We start from the raw sequence: 18450 nt of genomic DNA on the forward strand, positions 1-18450 counted from the left end.
TTCTTATAACTCTTTCAAGATCTTTGACCCACATCTGAAACCCATTACCATAGTATGCTCTGGCCTTAGATCTTCATGTCTTGTTCCTTTGAATGGTTCTTTCATTAGTCATTGACAGTTACCTTCACTACTCTTTGTCCCTAATCCAAATCTCTTTTTGAGCTTGTCTCATTCCTGATCATTCAACCATTTACCACTTTTGCCTTTACCTTCTCCCTCATCTCCCACTACACAGTCATTACTTTTTCTGTTTGCCTCCGGATCATTTCTAGTATTTCACTGTTTTATACTACTACAGCTTTGATCAGCTAATTTACCTTCTCATCGAGCAGCTTTTAGTCAATCACCTGCAGTTACTTGTCTTTTTCTTTCTCTAGCTTCCCCAAATATATCTGAACCATTACCCTCTTTTTCAAAAGCTAATAATTCTCCATTACCTCCTCCCCCAAATTCAAAGACCTGTCCTTCAATTACTTTGATATTCCCGCTAGTGCTTCATTCTCTTACATAATCATTTCCCTCTTTTCCATATTTACTCCTTCCACTTTTACAATGAGCACTCTTAAACTCTTCTCTTACTTCCTTCATAACATTACTCCCATTTCTTCCAAAATTGTTCTCCTTTCACCTAGTCCCCTCTCCACACAAATCATCAATATTCTTTCTCTTAAAACTTTTTTCAGCCCATGTCTTCTCATCAGCAAATACTTTCTTAAAGATACTTAAGGCATCTCCTTTCTTATCTTCTTTCAACTTTCATTTGCATTTTTTTCTCTTATAGTCGTAATTATCCTGTCCATTATTCTCTCCCACCCTCTCAGTAACTTCTAAACAACTTCCCTCTCCTCCATTATCTTTTTCAAATCATTTACTTCACTTACTTTTAAACTCTTCCTCTTTTCCACTACTCCCATTTCCTTTAACCATTTCAATTAACGCCATAACAAAGCTAACCTTACCAACCATTATCCCTCAACCATTTTTCTGTAAACCAATCTTCTCCTTTCCTATTCTTCGTTGAAATGCTGTACCTTCACTTCCACCTTCTCCATTTCCTGTAACTTTTTTACATCCATATGCATATCCAGTGGTATCCAAATAGACACAGTCCTTTTCAACTTTCCCATCACCTCCATTTCCATTCTCATAACTCACACTGACTCCCCAATCAATATCGTCAAATCAGATCCCTTGAACCTTCTCGAACTTACTTTCGGAATCAAGCATGGCCTTGGTTCCGGTCCCGTCGCCATCATTGCTGAATCGCTGCGTGGCAGCGATTTCAACAATTACAAAAACTTTAGATTTTTCTTAAGTGAGAAAAAAGAAAGAAGGGGTGTTGATTTCAAACAAATTTTTTAAAAAAGAACACATTTAATGTTTGCGGATAAAAATGGGTTTCATATATTTTGAAACCCATTACCATAGTATGTTCTGGTCTTAGATCTTCATGATCTTTTCCATTAAATGGTTCTTTCATCAGTCATTGACAGTTTCCTTCCTTACTATTTTTTCCAAATCCAAACTTCTTTTTAAGATCGTTTCAATCTTGATCATTCAATCATTTACCACCTTCTCCATTATCTCTATTCTTTACACATTGATTATTGTCCTCATCTACTCCACTATTCCGAGTTTTTCACTGTTCAACACTACTACAACTTTGATCTGCTAACTTACCATCTCAGCGAGCCGACTTAAGTCAGTCGCTCGCTGATATTTGATTCCTTCCCACATCTCTCCCTCTTTCTCCGAAAATATCTTCTCCAGAACCCATTTTCTCGAAGGAAAGTAGTTCTGAATTCCTCTTCTCCCCTTTTTTCCCAAATTCGAACACTTGACCTTCAATTACCTTTATTTTTCCATTTACATCTCAGTTATCTACATATCCCCCTTTTTCTCCGTACCTACTCCCTTCTCCACTACAATGTGTTTCTTTGAACTCGCTCCTCACCTCATCCATAACATTTCCTCCACCTTTTCCAAATTTATCTGCTTTCCACTTATTGTCATCTTTACACAACCCATCTATATGATTTTTCTCAAAACTTTTTGTAGCTCAACTTTTCTCATCAGCAAAAACTTTCTTAAAAACCTCTAAAGCTTCTCCTCTTTTTTCACTTTTTAGCTTTCACTTACACTTCTTTTTTGTATATTCGTGATTTCTTCCTCCACTCTTTTCAGTAACCTTCAAACAACTTTCTCCACTATCTTTCTCAAATCATTTTCCTCATTTCTTTTCAAACCCCTCACTACTACCTCCATTCTTCTTAACCATTTCAATCAGCCCAATAACAAAAGACACTTTTCCAACCATTATTCCTCATCCATTTTTTTGTAACCCAATCTTCTCTTTACCTAATCTTTGCTGGAAAGCAGTTCCATTATTCCCATTTCCATCTTTTTCTAACCTTCTGCAACCATACGCATATCCGTTTACTAAATAAACACAATCATTTTCAGCTTTTCCCTCTCCATTCTCTCCCATTGTTTCATAACCCACCTCAACACCTCAATCAATGTCGTCAAATCAAATCCCCTCAACTTTTTCAAACTTACTAGCGGAATCAAGCATAGCTTTGGTTCCGGTTCTTATTCGCTGCAACGCAGCTATGAAAATTGTTTATCTACATATTTTTATAAGTGACTAATGAAAGAACCATTTAAAGGATCGGGACATGAAAATCTAAGACCAGAACATACTATGGTAATGGGTTTCAAATGGTTCCTTCATTAGTCATTGGCAGTTATCTTCACTACTTTTCGCTCCTAATCCAAATCATCCCTTTAGGTTTTCCCAGCTTTGATCATTAAGCCATTTACCCCCACCATCACCACCCTCTGTAGCTTCATCTTTAACACATTGATTGCTACTTGTGCTTGCTTCCTTATGATTCCTTGTATTTCACTGTTTTACACTATGACAACTTTGATCAGCTCTACTACCACCCCATCTAGCAAGTTTTAGCCAGTCACCAGCTGTTATATTATTGCTTTTCCCCTGTCTCTTTCCATTTTCTGCTTTCTCAAAGACCTCTTTTCCATCACCCTCCTTTTCGAAAGCTAAGTATTCTATGCTTTCTTTATTTCCGAATCCAAAAACTTCACCCTCAATTACTTTGATATTGTTGCTTGCACCTCAATCTTTAACGTAATTACTATTTCCTTTTTCATATTTACTTTTTCCTTCGCTACAATGTGCCTCTTCAAACCCTCTTCTTACTTCTTCCATTACATCCTTTCCATTATTCCCGAAACTATCTTCCTGTCACCTACTGCCTCCTTTCTCACACAACCCCTCTATATGTTCTCTTGTGAAACTTTTTTCAGCTCATGTTTTTTCATCAGCAAATACTTTTTTAAAGATTTCTAAAGCATCTCCTCTTTTATTACTTCTTAATCTTCACTTACATTTCTTCTTTTTGTATTCATATTCCTTACTACTACTTTCTGCCCCCTTTTCTTTGTTTTTATTTTCAGTAACTTCCAAACAACTTTGATTATCTCCATTCTCCACCTCAAATCACTCATTTCACTTACTTTTAAAGTCTTCACTGTTTTTATTCCCTACTCTACTTTTAACCATTTCAATTAATGCAACAGCGAATCCAACCTTACCAATCATTACTCCTCATCCAGTATTTATCAACTTAACTTTTTCTTTACCAATCCGTCTTTGAAATGCTGCTCCACTTCCTCCATCACCCTTTCCTGTAATTTTTTTGCAACCTCGAGCATAACCACTTGTTAAATACACACAACCTTTTTCAGCTTGTCCACTACTCCCTACCATTTCATAACCCTCTGTGACACCTCAATCGATATCGTCAAATCAGATCCCTTGAACCTTCTCGAACTTACTTTCGGAATCAAGCATTGCCTTGGTTCCTTGTCCAATACGCTGCTAAGCAGCGCTTAAATAATGATTATTTACATACCACTATAGATGACTACTAATAAAGAAGTCATCTTTAAATTTTTTTCTATCCCTAGGATCCTCTCTATCTTTCTTTCTCATTAGTCATTGACATTTATTATTCTCACTTTTCTTATTGAATCCAAATTTTCTCTTTATGCTCTCCCAGTTCTGATTATTAAGTCATTTCCCACCTTGTTCTCCATCCCCCTGATTATTATCTTTAGCACATTGATTATCCTCTGCTCCAATACCACTTTCCTTAGTTCGTCATTGTTCAACACTATGACAACTCTGTTCTCCCAAGAGACCCTCCCATCTCGCAATTTTTAGTCAATCACCAGCTGATACTTGTCCTTTTTCCCTATCTCTTCCAAAAATTTCTTCTCCAGTACCTTCTTTTTCAAAAGCTAGTATTTCTCCGCCACTTCCCTTTCCAAACTCAAATACTTCACCTTCAATTACTTTTAGATCTCCTGTAACCTCTCAATTTTTTACGTAATCATTATCATTTCCACTTCTTCATGATGCTCCATTCCTTCTACAAACCCCTTCCTCAAATTTTCTTTTCACTTTTCCCATTACATTCCCATAGTTCCCAAAATTATCTGTATTTCACCCACTACTACCCCCATCTTCACACAATTTCTTTAAATCACTAACTTTAAAACTCTTCTTAGCTCAGCCTTGTTCATCAGCAAATACTTTTTTAAAAGTACTCAATACTTGTCCCTTCTTTTCCTCTTTTAGTTTTCATTTACACTTCTTTTTCTTATAGCTTTCTTTTACTTCTTCACCTCTTTCTTTTTCTTCAATAACATCTAGACAATTTTTTTCGTTACTCCTTACCTCTTCAAATCAATCCTTTCACTGCTCTTTAAAGTCCCTTCTATCTCCATTTCCACCTTTAACTAGCTCAATCAACCCCATAACAAAACCAACTTGACCGACCATCAATCCTCAACCAGTTTTCTTTAACTTATTACGCTCTTTACCAAGCCTTCTTTGGAAGGCCGTTCCCTGCTCCCCTCCCTGTCTCCCATTTTCAACAACTTTTTTACAACCACGCGCATACCCACCACTGAGTAAATACACACAACCGTTATCAGCCTTTTCACTACCCTGAACACTCCTATAACTTACATTTACACCCCAATCAATGTCATCAAATCAAATACCTTGGACTTTTTCAAATTTACTCTCGGAATCAAGCATCGCCTTGGTTCCGTTAATTCGCTGCCACGCAGCGATCTCACAATATTTACCTACATATTTCGTTATTAGTAATTAATGAAAGAACCAAACCGAAATCCATTACCATAGTATGCTCTGGCCTTAGATCTTCATGTCCTGATCCTTTGAATGGTTCTTTCATTAGTCATTGGCAGTTATCGTTTTTACTCTTTTTCTTAAGTCCAAATCTTTTTTGAATATTGTCTCAACTTTGATCATTTAGTCATTTTCCACTGTTATCACCCTCTTTCTGCACTTCATTCTTAGTACATTGATTAGTTCCTGAATTTGCTCCCTTGTGATCTCGTGTCTCTCATTGCTCGACACTATTACAACTTTGATCACCTAGATTACCCTCTCATCTAGCAAGTTTTAGTCAATCACCAGCAGTCACTCTATTTGTTCCTCCGCTTCCTTCTCTTTCTGTTCCGAAGATATCTTGACCTTCACCCATTTTTTCGAAAGCTAAAACTTCACCTCTTTCTTTTCCCCCAAATTCAAATACCTGACCCTCAATTACCTTGAAATTACCGTTTGTATCTCAGTTACTTATATATTCATTCTCCCTTCCATTCTCATAGTTTCCTTTATTGGTGTTACAAACTCTTTCCATGAAATTATTCCTTACTTTTTCCATAACCCCTGCACCATTCTTTCCAAAATTGTTTGCCTGCCACTTACTACTATCCCCCTTACACAATTCCTTAATATCTTCTCTCTTAAAACTTTTCTTAGCTCACATTTTTTCATCAGCAAACACCTTTTTAAGAGCACTCAATACTTCACTTTTTTTGCCATTCTTCAACTTTCATTTACATTTTTTTTCTTATATGTATATTCTTCTTCCTCTCTTTCTTGTTTTCTCTCCTCATCTGTTCTGTAAGTGACATCTAAGCAGTTATCTTCCTCCTTGCCTTCTTCAAACCATTCCCCTCATTTTTCTTCAAAATTGCCACTCCTTTCATTCTCTTGACCTTTAACCAGCTCAATTAAACCCATAACAAAACCAGCTTTACCAATCATTAGTCCTCATCCATTTTTCTGTAATTTAGCTTTCTCCTTACCTACCCTAAGTTGAAATGATGTCCATTCCTTTTCACTACTTCCCGCCCTCACCTTTCCACTCACTTTCTTACAACCATACGCATATCTTCCAGAAATATATACACAATTTTCTTCAATATTCTCCTCATTACTTCCCGCATTACTATAACTCACATCAACACCTCAATCAATGTCGTCAAACCAAATACCTTGAACTTTCTCAAATTTACTTTCGGAATCAAGCATCGCCTTGGTTCCGGTCCCGTCGCCATCATTGCTGAATCGCTGCCTCAGCGCAGCGTTCTAGCAATAATTTACATGCGCATATTGTTGAGGGTGATTAATGAAAGAACCTCCAATCTGAAACCCATTACCATAGTATGCTCTGGTCTTAGATCTTCATGTCCTCTCCCAGTAAATGGCTCTTTCATTAGTCATTGACATTCATTCTTTTCGCTCTTTTTACCGAACCCAAATTTTTTCTTAATATCCTCTCAGCTCTGATCGTGTAATCATTTGTTGCTCTTCTTTTCATTACCTCCTTCGCTACTCAAGCAATCATTCCTGCTATTCTTAGCTCCCGCATCAAATCTAGTATTTCACTGTTCTACACTGCTACAGCTTTGATCACTCATCTTACCATCTCAACGAGCTGATTTAAGTCAGTCACCTGGTGATACTCCTCTACCTCCCGTTTCCCCTTTTTCTTCTCCTCCAAAAATATCTTGACCCTCGCCTTCCCTTTCGAAAGCTAATAGTTCTCCATTATTACTTCTTCCTTTCCCAAATTCAAATACCTGACCTTCAATCACTTTTATGCTTCCATTAGTATCTCAGTTTTCAACATACCCTTCTTCCTTTCAACTTTTTCCTCCGCAAACATTACTAATGAACTTATTTTTTACCGCCCCCATCATCTCCTTATTCCCTTTCTCTTGTTACTAAAACCCTCTTCACCATTCCCATCTCCCTTAACCATTTCAATCAATCCTACAACAAAAGACACTTTACCGACCATTATCCCTCAACCATTATCTTGTAATGCAATTTTTTCCTTACCTATTCTTCGCTGAAATGCCGTACCCTGACTATCGTTTCCAATCCTCTCATTCACTTTTTTGCACCCATATGCATACCCACTGCTATCCAAATAGACACAATCATTTTCAGCTTTTTCATTATTCCCTACCCTGTCATAACTTACATCAACACCCCAATCAATGTCATCAAATCAAATACCTTGGACTTTTTCAAATTTACTCTCGGAATCAAGCATCGCCTTGGTTCCGGTCCCGTCGCCATCATTGCTGAATCGCTGCGTGGCAGCGATTCAGCAACCGTTTCCGCTACATATTACAGCGAGTATTAACTTGCCTGTAATTTTCTAAGAGGAAGAAGGTTCAGTAACACCAAGTACATGCTTAAGCTCCTCGAACGAAACACTAACACCACTATTAGCTTCCTCATTCCCGTGATGACTAGTATCAAAATTAAGTTCACTCATAACCACATATTTCCCCTCATCCTCTTGAGTAAACCCAGCCATCCTTTTCTCAACATCTCTAATATCCATAGATTTCCCCCCAAGCTTGGAGACTCCACCAACAGCCCCTCCGAGAACTCCATTAAGCATGAGAGCTTTAGCGAATATATTCATATTCGCTAAAGCTTAGAAACTACTTCAATCCTATTAATTCCCCAACAATTAGATTGGATTTTAGAGACATGATGCTGTCTTGTTCTCCCTTAACAGCTGCATCAGTCAAGACCTTTCTAGTGTCTTGGAACGCAGCAGCTGCTAGGAATGATCCTGATCTCATTGGAACATCCTCCAAGTTTAGAACTTCTATTTCAGCTACTGGCATTTCTTCCTTTTCGATAATTATATTATCAATTCTATTCTTGAAGTTTTCACCTTCTAGAATTTCACCAACACTGACTTTAGTGTTGGTTGACTCTAGAACTTTTCACTTATTAGTCATTTGATTTACTATAACTTCAACATACTTGTCTGATAAGTCTAGACCATGCATTCAGTAAACCTTCAGAACTTCTTCAACCATATAAGTTCTAGTCTTTTCAATACCTAGACTTCTCTTAATTTCGTCTAGACTTAGAAGACCTTCAGTTATTAGAGTACCAACATTAACTTCTTCTCCAACTTGTACTCTAACCTTAATAGCCATTCCAACTTCATAAACTCTCTTTCCAAGAGGTCCTTTAATTTCTATTATTCGAGAGTTTCCTCTTCGAACAATAGACTTAACAACTCCCTTAATATCTGAGATTATTGCTTGTTCTCAAGAGTGAGGTTTAATTCCATCAAATAGTTGTCTTAGTCTCTCAAACCCTTGAGTAATGTTGGATTCACCTGCAACACCACCAGAGTGGAATGTTCTCATGGTAAGTTGTGTTGCAGGCTCACCAATTGATTGAGCTGCAATTATTCCGACAGCAGTTCCGACCTTAACTGGTTTCTTAGTCTTAAGGTCGTAACCGAAACATTTTTGACAAACACCTCGTTTTTGTTCACAAGTAAATGCTCCTCTCACTTCTACTTCTTCGAATCCAAGATCTTGTATTTTCTTAGCTATCTTAGGAGTAATGTATTCTCCTTCAGCACACAGTACTTCTCCTGTTTGAGGACATACAATGTCCTTAAACGCACATCTATATCTAAGTCTCTCTTCAAGAGTCTTAACCATACTGTCACTTCCCTCAGCCTTAATAGCTCTTATTAAGACTCCCTTCTTAGGATTACAGTCTATGGATCTAACTACTACTTCTTGTGAAGCATCCACAAGTTTTCTAGTCATGTAACCTGACTTAGCAGTTTTCACTGCTGTGTCAGCCATACTCTTTCTAGATCCATAGGAAGAGTTGAAGAATTCAATTATATTAAGACCTTCTATGAAGGAGTTCTTAATAGGAACTTCTATGATGTCCTTAATTATCTTGGAGTCATTACTTTGTCCATAGTTATAGGATCTATTCATAAGTCCTCTCATACCTGATAGTTGGACAAAGTTTGACAAGCTACCTCTAGCTCCAGATTTTTCCATGATAGCCATTGGATTATCTCTATATTCTTCTCCTCTGAACCAGCTCTTAACTTGTTCAGATACTTTATCCTTAACTTCACTTCAAAGATTGATTACTCTTTGATATCTTTCATCATCAGTAATCATTCCTAATTCAAAGAATTCCTTTTGTTCTCTTACTTTCTTTTCAGCTTCAACTATCAAATCTTCCTTAAAGGAATCTTTGAATCTAGGAATATCAAATGGAGAGATAGTGATGCAAGACTTTGTAGAGAACTCGAATCCTAGAGTCTTGATATTATCTAACATCTCGGATGTTTTTTCTAGTGGATAACCTTCATAGACTTCTTCTATGATGGTTTGCATTACTTTCTTACTGAAAGGAGCTTTCTCCTTAATATTTGCAACCACTTCAGTGTAATCTACTCCTAGCTCTACAATGTCTTCTTCAGAAACTCCTTCTTCTGAAGAGTCATTTACATATCTGTAATCAGAAGGTAGAGCTAGGTTAAAGATTACCTTACCTGGAGTGGTAATAAGAAGCCCCTTCTTATTTCACTTCTTATTGCTGAAGATAGAAGTACCTACAAGAATGAATGCATTTAAGTCTATTTCTCCTATTTCGTATAGGTACTTCACTTCTTCTACTGAGGAGCAAAGTCTTCCTTCTCCCTTTGCTCCTTTTCTTGTATTAGTTAGGTAGTAAAGACCTAATACCATGTCTTGAGAAGGCATCAAGATTGGTTGACCATTCTTAGGTGCCAATACATGGTGAGGGGCTAGAAGAATATCTCTAGCTTCCTTAACTGCTTCTTCAGATAGTGGAAGGTGTACTGCCATTTGGTCTCCGTCAAAGTCTGCGTTGAACGCAGTAGTTACTAGAGGGTGGAGACAAATAGCTTTACCTTCCACAATAATAGGTTCAAAAGCTTGGATACCCAAGCTGTGAAGAGTAGGAGCTCTGTTTAGAAGAACAGGTCTTTCTTTAATTACCTTTTGAACTACAGGTCACAGAACATCTTCTTGATCTTCAATGATCTTTTCAGCTACTTTGATGTTCTGTGCAATTTGAACTCTTTCGCCTGTTTCTTCATCTATATAACTTCTAATAAGTTCTCTTATTATGAATGGCTTGAATAACTTCAAGACAATCAAGATAGGAAGACCTACTTGGTGAAGTTTTAGTTCAGGTCCTACTACCACAACAGATCTACCAGAGTAGTCTACTCTCTTACCAAGTAGGTTTTGTCTGAAGAGACCTTGCTTACCTTTTAGGTGATCAGTTAGGGACTTAAGCGGGTGCTTGTCCTTAGCTAATAGAGGCTTCTTTCTACTTGAGTTATCAATTAGAGAATCTACAGCTTCCTGTAACATTCTCTTTTCATTATTAGCGATAATTGAAGTTACATTTAGACTTAAGATCTTCTTAAGTCTTTCATTTCTAATAATGATTCTTCTATAGAAGATATTTAGATCGCTGGTAGTAAATCTACCAGCATCTAATTGAACTATAGGTCTTAAGTTTGGAGGAAGAACAAGAATGTTCTTCAGAATCATTCATTCTGGTCTATTACCAGATTGTTTGAATCATCTAACAACTTCTAGTCTAGAAAGAAGTTTCTTGTACTTAGGTTCATTACTTGAAGAAACTTCTTTCTTTCTACCTTCAAGTTGTTTTAGAATAGAGTGTTCAAGTGAATCTAGATCTACTTTCTTAAGTAGTTCATAGATAGCTTCAGCACCTGTACCTATCTTGATACCACTTCACTTGTAGATGTATTCAAATACATCGTGAAGTGAGAAAGGAAGGTTAGATGAAGAAAGAGCTTTGTAATACACTCTTCCTTGTTCATAGGAAACAGAATCTGTTCCTTCCTTTTCAGCTATTTCTTCATAGATTAGACGCAGAAGCTTTCTAATCTTGAATAGAGATCTCAGAGGACTATTTTGATCAGAAACATTAACTAGTTCTAGTCTTTCAAAGATACCAGAATATCTCTTATTTTCTGAGTTCTTTATTTCGATAACTATGTAGTTAACGAAATAAACTACTTCTTCTACACTCTTGTACTTAATACCAAGTATTAGAGATACCTTTGATGGCAAAGGTAGCTCTTTGATCATTCAGATGTGTGCAATTGGACATGCAAGTGCAATATGTCCCATTCACTCTCTTCTAACTATTGATTCTGTGATACATACTCCACACTTTTCACAGTATTTACCCTTATATCTAACTCTCTTATACTTTCCACAGAAACATTCATAGTCCTTAACAGGACCAAAGATTGCTTCACAGAAAAGTCCACCCTTTTCTGGTTTGAATGTTTTGTAATTAATTGTTTCTGCTGACTTAACTTCTCCTCTAGATAGAGATAGAAGGTATTCGGGAGAAGTAATACTTACTTGGAAACCATTAATTGTTAGGTCTTCTAGTTCGCTCTCTTGAGCGAAGTTAGAATCTCCTAGCTTGTACTTCTCTTGATCTTCTCTTACAGATTGGTTATTTCAACTCATAAGTTGAATCTTTTCATTCAACTTCATTCTTCTAGCAAGATAGTCATCAAATCCTAATACTTCTCTTGCAGCTCCAAAGCTTATATTTACTCTAAGTCCTAGAGCTTGAAGCTTCTTAACAAGAAGCTTGAAGGACTCAGAAATTGTAGGCTTTGGAAGTGCTTGACCCTTAATAATTGAGTAGTAGATCAAGTTTCTAGCTTGGATGTCATCTGACTTAAGAGAAAGAAGTTCTCTTAAGTTGTGGGCAGCTCCATAAGCTTCAAGTGCTCATACTTCCATTTCCCCAAATCTTTGACCACCATTTTGACACTTACCACCTAATGGTTGTTGAGTAATCTTGGAGTAAGGTCCAACTGATCTAGCATATATCTTGTCATCAACCATGTGATCCAATTTCAGCATGTAGATAATACCTACAGAAATTGGATCTTTGAATTTTTCACCTGTTCGACCATCGTACAGTGTGAATCTACCATTGTGATGCTTGAAGTCCACTCCAGCATCAGCCATGATATTTATTAAGTCACTATTTTTGCAACCAGCAAAAATAGGAGTTAATACTTTAATTTCTAGTTCATCATACTTAATACCAGCATGTGAAAGTATGATTGAGAAGTCTAGTTGAGTTAACTTAGAAAGAGCTTCTTCTCTGCTCTTTATATTCTTACTTTCTAGGTAGGACTTAATCACTTTTCCAAGTGATTCAAGTTCTACCTTAGATCTAGAGAATAGAGTATCACATGATTCTAGACTAGAGTCAAAGAATGCTTCTAGAATCTTCTTGAATACTAGCTTTCTAGCAGAGAATGCTAGATAGCTTTCAAGAATTTGACCAATGTTCATTCTTGAAGGAACACCTAGAGGGTTTAGTAGGATGTCTACAGCTGTACCATCCTCTAGGTAAGGCATATCTTCTACAGGAACAACTTTGGAAACTATACCTTTGTTACCGTGTCTACCTACCATCTTGTCACCAATTTGGATATTTCTCTTTGAGGTAACAAAGATCTTTATAGTTTCCAAAACATCATCTCCTAGTCTGTCTCCCTTAGCTGCAGAGTATCGAAGTATCTTTGTAACGATACCTTCAGATCCTGAAGGTAGTCTTAGAGATGAATCTTTTACGCTCTTAGCTTTTTCAGAGAAAATTGCTTGAAGCAATTTTTCTTCTGGAGTTACTTCTCCCATTGCCTTAGGAGAAGTCTTACCTACTAAGATGTCTCCTTCTTTAACTGCAGCACCTACTAGAATAACTCCATCTTCATCTAGATATTTCTTTTCTTCTGCAGTACATCCAGGAATGAATCTTGTAATTTCTTCATCACCTATCTTGGTTCTCATACAGTTCACTGTATATTCTTGGATGTGAAGAGATGTATATACATTCTCTTGAACTAGTCTAGAAGATAGGATGATAGCATCCTCATAGTTGTAGCCATACCAAGAGGTAAAGGCTACAAGTATGTTTTGACCTAGAGCTAGCTCTCCATTTTGGATAGCATGTCCATCTACTAGTATGTCTCCCTTCTTAACTTCTCTAGAGTTTCTAGGAACTACTAGTTGGTTCTTACATGTGTTTTGGTTAGTCTTTATGAATTTTTGAAGACTATATGTTTTTTCACCTAGTTCTCCTCTATACTTAACTCTTATTTGAGAGCTATCCATGTAGGTGATGATTCCATCATCTTCTGCTTGGATAACTACTCCTGAGTCTCTAGCTATTCTACTTTCTACTCCAGTAGCTACAATTGGAGACTTAGGACTAATAAGTGGAACAGCTTGACGTTGCATGTTAGCTCCCATCAGAGCTCTGTTTGCATCGTCATGTTCCAAGAATGGAATTAAAGATGTAGAAATAGATGTAATCTGTGTACAGTCTACATCTATGTAACTAACTTCTTCTGGATCCACAGATTCCACTTCTTCATCTCTTCTTACTGTTACAGGACCAATAAGTCTTCCGTTTTCATCTCTTTCTGTAGTAGCTTCTGCTATACAGAAACTTCTTTCTTGAATAGAGTTCAATCAAACTTTTTGATCTTTTTGAATAACTCCATTCTTAACTCTGTAGTATGGAGTATTCAAGAAACCATACTTGTCTACTCTTGAAAGAGAAGCAAGTGCCATAATAAGTCCAATATTCATACCTTCTGGAGTTTCAATAGGACACACTCTTCCGTAGTAAGAGTAGTGTACGTCTCTAATACTTAAGTTAGGGTCTTCTCTCTTGATACCTCCAGGACCCATAGCAGAAATCTTTCTCTTATTAGTAATTTCAGAAAGAACATTTTGTTGGTCCAAGAATTGGACCAATTGGTGAGAATTAAAGAATTCTTTAATTACTATTTGGAAAGGCTTTGTGTTCATAATAGAACTCAAAGAGAAGTAGTCTTCTAGCTCTCCATCTTGAAGAGAGAAGTAGCTTAGCTTAGACTCTAAGCTATTCATTCTATCTACAGAGAATTTTTGAATTCTTGTTAGAGCTATAGCTATTCTGTCCTTAAGTAATTCATCGATTAACTTAAGTCTCTTATTACCTAAGTTATCGATGTCATCATATTCTCCTACTTTCTTCTTTAGGTGAAGCATGTAGGAGATAATAGCTAGAGCATCAGAAGGATTTAGAGGTTTTTCATCTTCTAGGTAAGGAGTACCTAGAAGGGTAATAACCTCACTATCTAGTCCTCCTGAGTAAATAGATACTTTTTCATATTCGATTACATCGAAATCTCTATATCTTCCTTCGATATCATCAAATGTTCTGGTGATATCGAACTTATGTCTAATATTTAGTTTCTTAGCAATAGCTGCTTCTTTGAATTCAGATAGTTTTTCAAAGTCCATAAATGTGTCCTTTGCAAAAACAACACTACCTGATAAGTCACAAATATCTTGAGCAAGATATTTGTTTCTCATTCTTTCTCATACAGAAAGTTTGTAGTTAAGTTTGTATCTTCCTGCTGGAAGAATGTGGTAATAATTCTTGTCATAGAAGTATGACCACAGTAATTCTTGATAGGAGTGAATTTCTCTTCTAGCAATTTCTGTATTAATTGAGAAGGAGCTAATTAATTGCTTTGCAGCCAATTCAATAGCTATCTTCTCAAGAATATCTTCTTTTACAGCTCTAGAAGCTCCTTCTCTTTCAGCTTCTGTGTATCTCATACACAGAGAGTAAAGAGTTTCTCTAATTCATCCCTTAGATAGATCTCTCATTTTTTGTGCTCCCTTAGCACTTGAGATTTCAGAAAGAATAGATACAACAAGAGAATCATTAAGTGCTCCTGAAGGATTAAAGCTTTCTTGTGAGAAAGCTCTCATAAGCTCTGGATTCTTTTCAAACAAAGACGTAATTGTCTTTGTTGAAATACCAAGAGCTTTCAGGAATACTGTTACAGGGAATGAGTAAGCATTATTACCTGAAGTATTTCTTGCAATTAACTTAATTGAAGTGGATTCTTCTCCTCCATCTTTCTTATCAGAAGGATTAGGAAGATGGAATAATAGAAGAACTCCCTTAACTGGAAGAAGTTCGCAAACTATTCCTTCTTGAGTTCTCTTTCTAGAATTTGAAAGTCTTATTTGTGCTTTATTAAGCACATATAGACCTGGCGATCTTACAATTTGACAGATTACAAACTTTTCAATTCCATTAATAATGAAATTGGAAGATGAAGAGAAGATAGGCATATTACCAAAGAAGATTCTTGAGGTAGATAGCTTACTCTTTCCTTCACTATACTTAGAAACTAATCTAAGTTTTAGATATATAGATCGTTGATAGCTCTTAGAGCTATTAACAGCTTCTTCTTCTGTTACATCAACTTCTGTTATTTCTATTCCATCTAGGAATACTTGTGTATTTCCAGAAGCTGATGTAATAGGGAAGTATTTTGAAATAAGTTCTTGAATTCCACTTTCAAGGAACTTCTTATAGGAATCAATTTGGATTCCTCTAAGGTTTGGTAGAGACCAATCAGCTGTAGGATACTTAGAGAAGTCAATTCTCTTTACTACAGAATTTACCTCTTTTAACTTGTAACTCATAACCTAGCTTTTAAAAGGGAATAACTCTTAGTTCTCCCTTTTCATAAAGCATGAATGTTTGTGTCTTTCTTCCTGAAGCTCCAAATGTTGAACTATCTTGTTCAAATCCAGCAAGATTTAGGAACATTTTTGCACAATCTTCCAAACTTTCTTCTGTGGAATTTAATAGAGATACTCTATAAATTCCCCTAAAGATAGAGCTAACTTGAGAACTCATATCAGAAGTAGCTTCTTCAAAGCTCTTCTTTCTAGAAAAAATAACTAGAGGGAATATTAGCTTTAGCTTGGAAAGAGGAAGAAGCTCTTCTTCAGAAATAGATTCTTCAAACATGAAACAAGCTAAAGCATATGGGAACTTATTGTGTTCTTCATGAAGAAGATTACTCAAGTTAAATAGTCTTGAAGACTTTATTTCCTTTGTGTAATATCCTTGTAGTTTTAGGTAGTTACAGTGCTTTTCTCCAGCTTGAACTATTTTTGCCATAGTAGAAACTGCTATTAGAGGGAATAGCCCTTGAGCAGTTTCTCCAGAAAGCATAGTGCTGTCAGCACTAAGTTCAGCTGCTCTATATACATCTGATACTTCAGCTCTTGTAGGTACAACTGTTCTTTCTAGCGAATCAAGCATTTGAGTCGCCACAATAACAGGTTTACCTACTTGAGCAGCTTTAGAAAGAATCTTCTTAGTTCAGAATGGAACTTCTTCAAAAGGAGTTTCAAGAGCAAGATCTCCTCTTGCTATCATTATTCCATCTGAGTGAAGAATAATTTCATCAATATTTTTCAAAGATTGAGTAGTTTCAATCTTTGAAATTATTAGAGGAGATTTCTTTCCTTCTCCAATATTTTCGGAAATAAGTTTCTTAACTTCTAGAATGTCTTCTTGCTTATTCACGAATGAAAGAGCAATAAAGGAGAATCCATTCTTTAGAGAGAATAGGATATCGTCCTTATCTCTTTCACTTAGGAATTCCATAGAGTATTCAGCATTAGGAAGATTGATTCTCTTATTGCCTTTCAAAATGTGATCATTTTCAACTACTACTTCAACTATCCCTTCTTCTACATTTACATCCTTAATAAGAAGGGATAGTTTTCCATCATCTACTAATACTTTTTCTCCTACTATGCAGTCAGCTGCCATATTGTATTTACCAGTAGAGTCAGTTACTGAAAAACATTCACTATTACCTACACACTTGTCAATACAGTGAATTCTCACTGTTTGACCTCTCTTATATTGTTGTCCATCTTTTTCTTGCATAGCACATACTCTAATTTCAGGACCTTTAGTGTCACACATTTCTGAGATTGGGAATACAAATCTAACTTTGTGTGGAGAATTGCCATCCTTGTCAATTCTGTTGAAATAATTAAAGAATTCTTTCTTAGCTTCTCTAAGAAGATTTAGTCTGAATATTCTCTCCTCATCATTTGAGTGAGAGAAATTAAATCTAACGCAGTTTAGACCATTAAAGAATAGTTCATTGAATAGGGAAAGAACTTCTCCATATTCAACTGGATTCTTAGCTTTTGTAGCTGAAGGATCCAGTTTCAAAGTAACAGCTGGACCTATAGTTGCAACTATCTTAGTGCACTTTAATGGGAATTGCTTAATCATCATAACTAGGAAACTAAACTATTCTTTTCTTCAATAAGAGATAGTCTATCTCCTTTTGAAGAACTATCTAGCTTATCAATTGAAGTCTTATAAAAGCTAGATCCATTAAACCCTATAGCAATATCAAATTCTTTAGAGTCGAAAGCTTCAAAAGCTTTTCGACCAAATTGAGAAGAAACAAATAGTTCTCAGGAAGTTGGAATAGCTCCTCGTTGTGTATGTCCTAATACACAACCTCTAACAGTGAAACCAAGTTCACTTTCTAGTTTTGATGTCAGTTCTCCCATAGAAGGTAGAACTGACTTACCAAGAATTTTTTCCACTACTAGGATAACAATACCTTTTCTTCCTGAACTCTTAAGAGAAGAAATTCTTGACTTAAGTTCTTCAAAGGATGGAACATTCTTTGAAGTAATAACATAGTCAACTAGTGGAGAAGCACTAGAAGCTAGTACAGCTAAATCAGAACAATCTCTTCCCATAACTTCTACAAAAGTTAATTGGGAATGAGATTCAGCTGTATATCAAATCTTTCTAATTGATTGGGAAATTTCTTCTAGTGCAGAGAAGAAACCTATAGTGTATTCACTAGAAGTAACATCATTATCAATTGTTGCTGGAAGCAAAATAACTGGAAGTCCCAGCTTAGAAATTAATTCTGCTCCTTCATATGATCCATTACCTCCCAAAACTACTAGTGCTTCCACTCCCTTATCTTTTAGTTGTTGAACTCCTTTAGCTCTCGCTTCAGGAGAAGACTTAAATTCAGGAGATCTGCTTGAACCAATAACTGTTCCAGGAGAATAAACTTCTTTCTTTAATTGATTTAGATCGATAGATGTGAATTCACCATTAATGAATCCTTGATATCCATTCTTAACATATAGAACTTCGTAACCTTTTTGAGTAGCTAGCTTACTGAATGAGTATAGGGAGCTATTCATTCCAGGGGCATCACCTCCTGAAGTTAAAATAGCTACCTTTCTCAAAAAGTGGTGGAGTTCTAGCTTAAACTAATAAAAAATAAA

General features: G+C 36.2%; 12 protein-coding genes. All 12 read right to left on the bottom strand.

The window, feature by feature from the left end; all coding sequences use genetic code 4:
• Positions 1 to 3: 3 nt before the first annotated feature.
• Entirely contained in the window at positions 4 to 1227 is a 1224-nt protein-coding gene (locus MSU_RS03390; protein WP_013610064.1) for a hypothetical protein, read from the bottom strand.
• Between the two features lie 73 nt (positions 1228 to 1300).
• Positions 1301 to 2575 (bottom strand): hypothetical protein, encoded by a 1275-nt coding sequence (locus tag MSU_RS03395; protein WP_013610065.1) that lies wholly within the window; start codon positions 2573 to 2575, stop codon positions 1301 to 1303.
• 111 nt (positions 2576 to 2686) lie between these two features.
• The gene (locus tag MSU_RS03400) at positions 2687 to 3877 is read right to left on the bottom strand and encodes a hypothetical protein (RefSeq protein ID WP_013610066.1); all 1191 of its coding nucleotides are present in this window, start codon (positions 3875 to 3877) and stop codon (positions 2687 to 2689) included.
• Positions 3878 to 3940: 63 nt separating this feature from the next.
• Complete coding sequence (locus tag MSU_RS03405) at positions 3941 to 5131, bottom strand: hypothetical protein (RefSeq protein ID WP_013610067.1); 1191 nt, start codon at positions 5129 to 5131, stop codon at positions 3941 to 3943.
• A 46-nt stretch (positions 5132 to 5177) separates the two neighbouring features.
• Positions 5178 to 5849, bottom strand: coding sequence for a hypothetical protein (locus MSU_RS04975; protein WP_334198810.1), 672 nt, complete (start codon positions 5847 to 5849; stop codon positions 5178 to 5180).
• A complete protein-coding gene (locus tag MSU_RS04980; RefSeq protein WP_013610069.1) occupies positions 5774 to 6439 on the bottom strand; it encodes a hypothetical protein in 666 nt (221 codons plus the stop codon). The genes MSU_RS04975 and MSU_RS04980 overlap by 76 nt, the downstream gene beginning before the upstream one ends.
• Positions 6440 to 6507: 68 nt before the next feature.
• Positions 6508 to 7110 (bottom strand): hypothetical protein, encoded by a 603-nt coding sequence (locus tag MSU_RS05000; protein WP_408632407.1) that lies wholly within the window; start codon positions 7108 to 7110, stop codon positions 6508 to 6510.
• The gene (locus MSU_RS05005; RefSeq protein ID WP_013610071.1) at positions 7095 to 7469 is read right to left on the bottom strand and encodes a hypothetical protein; all 375 of its coding nucleotides are present in this window, start codon (positions 7467 to 7469) and stop codon (positions 7095 to 7097) included. The genes MSU_RS05000 and MSU_RS05005 overlap by 16 nt, the downstream gene beginning before the upstream one ends.
• Positions 7470 to 7577: 108 nt before the next feature.
• Positions 7578 to 7850 carry a hypothetical protein gene (locus MSU_RS03420; RefSeq protein WP_013610072.1) on the bottom strand — a complete coding sequence of 91 codons (273 nt, stop codon included), beginning with the start codon at positions 7848 to 7850 and terminating at the stop codon, positions 7578 to 7580.
• A 19-nt stretch (positions 7851 to 7869) separates the two neighbouring features.
• Positions 7870 to 15801, bottom strand: coding sequence for a DNA-directed RNA polymerase subunit beta' (rpoC, locus tag MSU_RS04985; protein ID WP_013610073.1), 7932 nt, complete (start codon positions 15799 to 15801; stop codon positions 7870 to 7872).
• Between the two features lie 10 nt (positions 15802 to 15811).
• A complete protein-coding gene (pyk, locus tag MSU_RS03430) occupies positions 15812 to 17425 on the bottom strand; it encodes a pyruvate kinase (RefSeq protein WP_013610074.1) in 1614 nt (537 codons plus the stop codon).
• A gap of 2 nt (positions 17426 to 17427) precedes the next feature.
• Positions 17428 to 18411: an ATP-dependent 6-phosphofructokinase gene (locus tag MSU_RS03435; RefSeq protein ID WP_013610075.1), complete on the bottom strand. Its 984-nt coding sequence runs from the start codon at positions 18409 to 18411 to the stop codon at positions 17428 to 17430.
• Between the last annotated feature and the right edge of the window lie 39 nt (positions 18412 to 18450).

Origin of the sequence: Mycoplasma suis str. Illinois (genome assembly GCF_000179035.2) — a bacterium.
GTDB lineage: Bacteria > Bacillota_I > Bacilli_A > Mycoplasmatales > Mycoplasmoidaceae > Eperythrozoon_A > Eperythrozoon_A suis.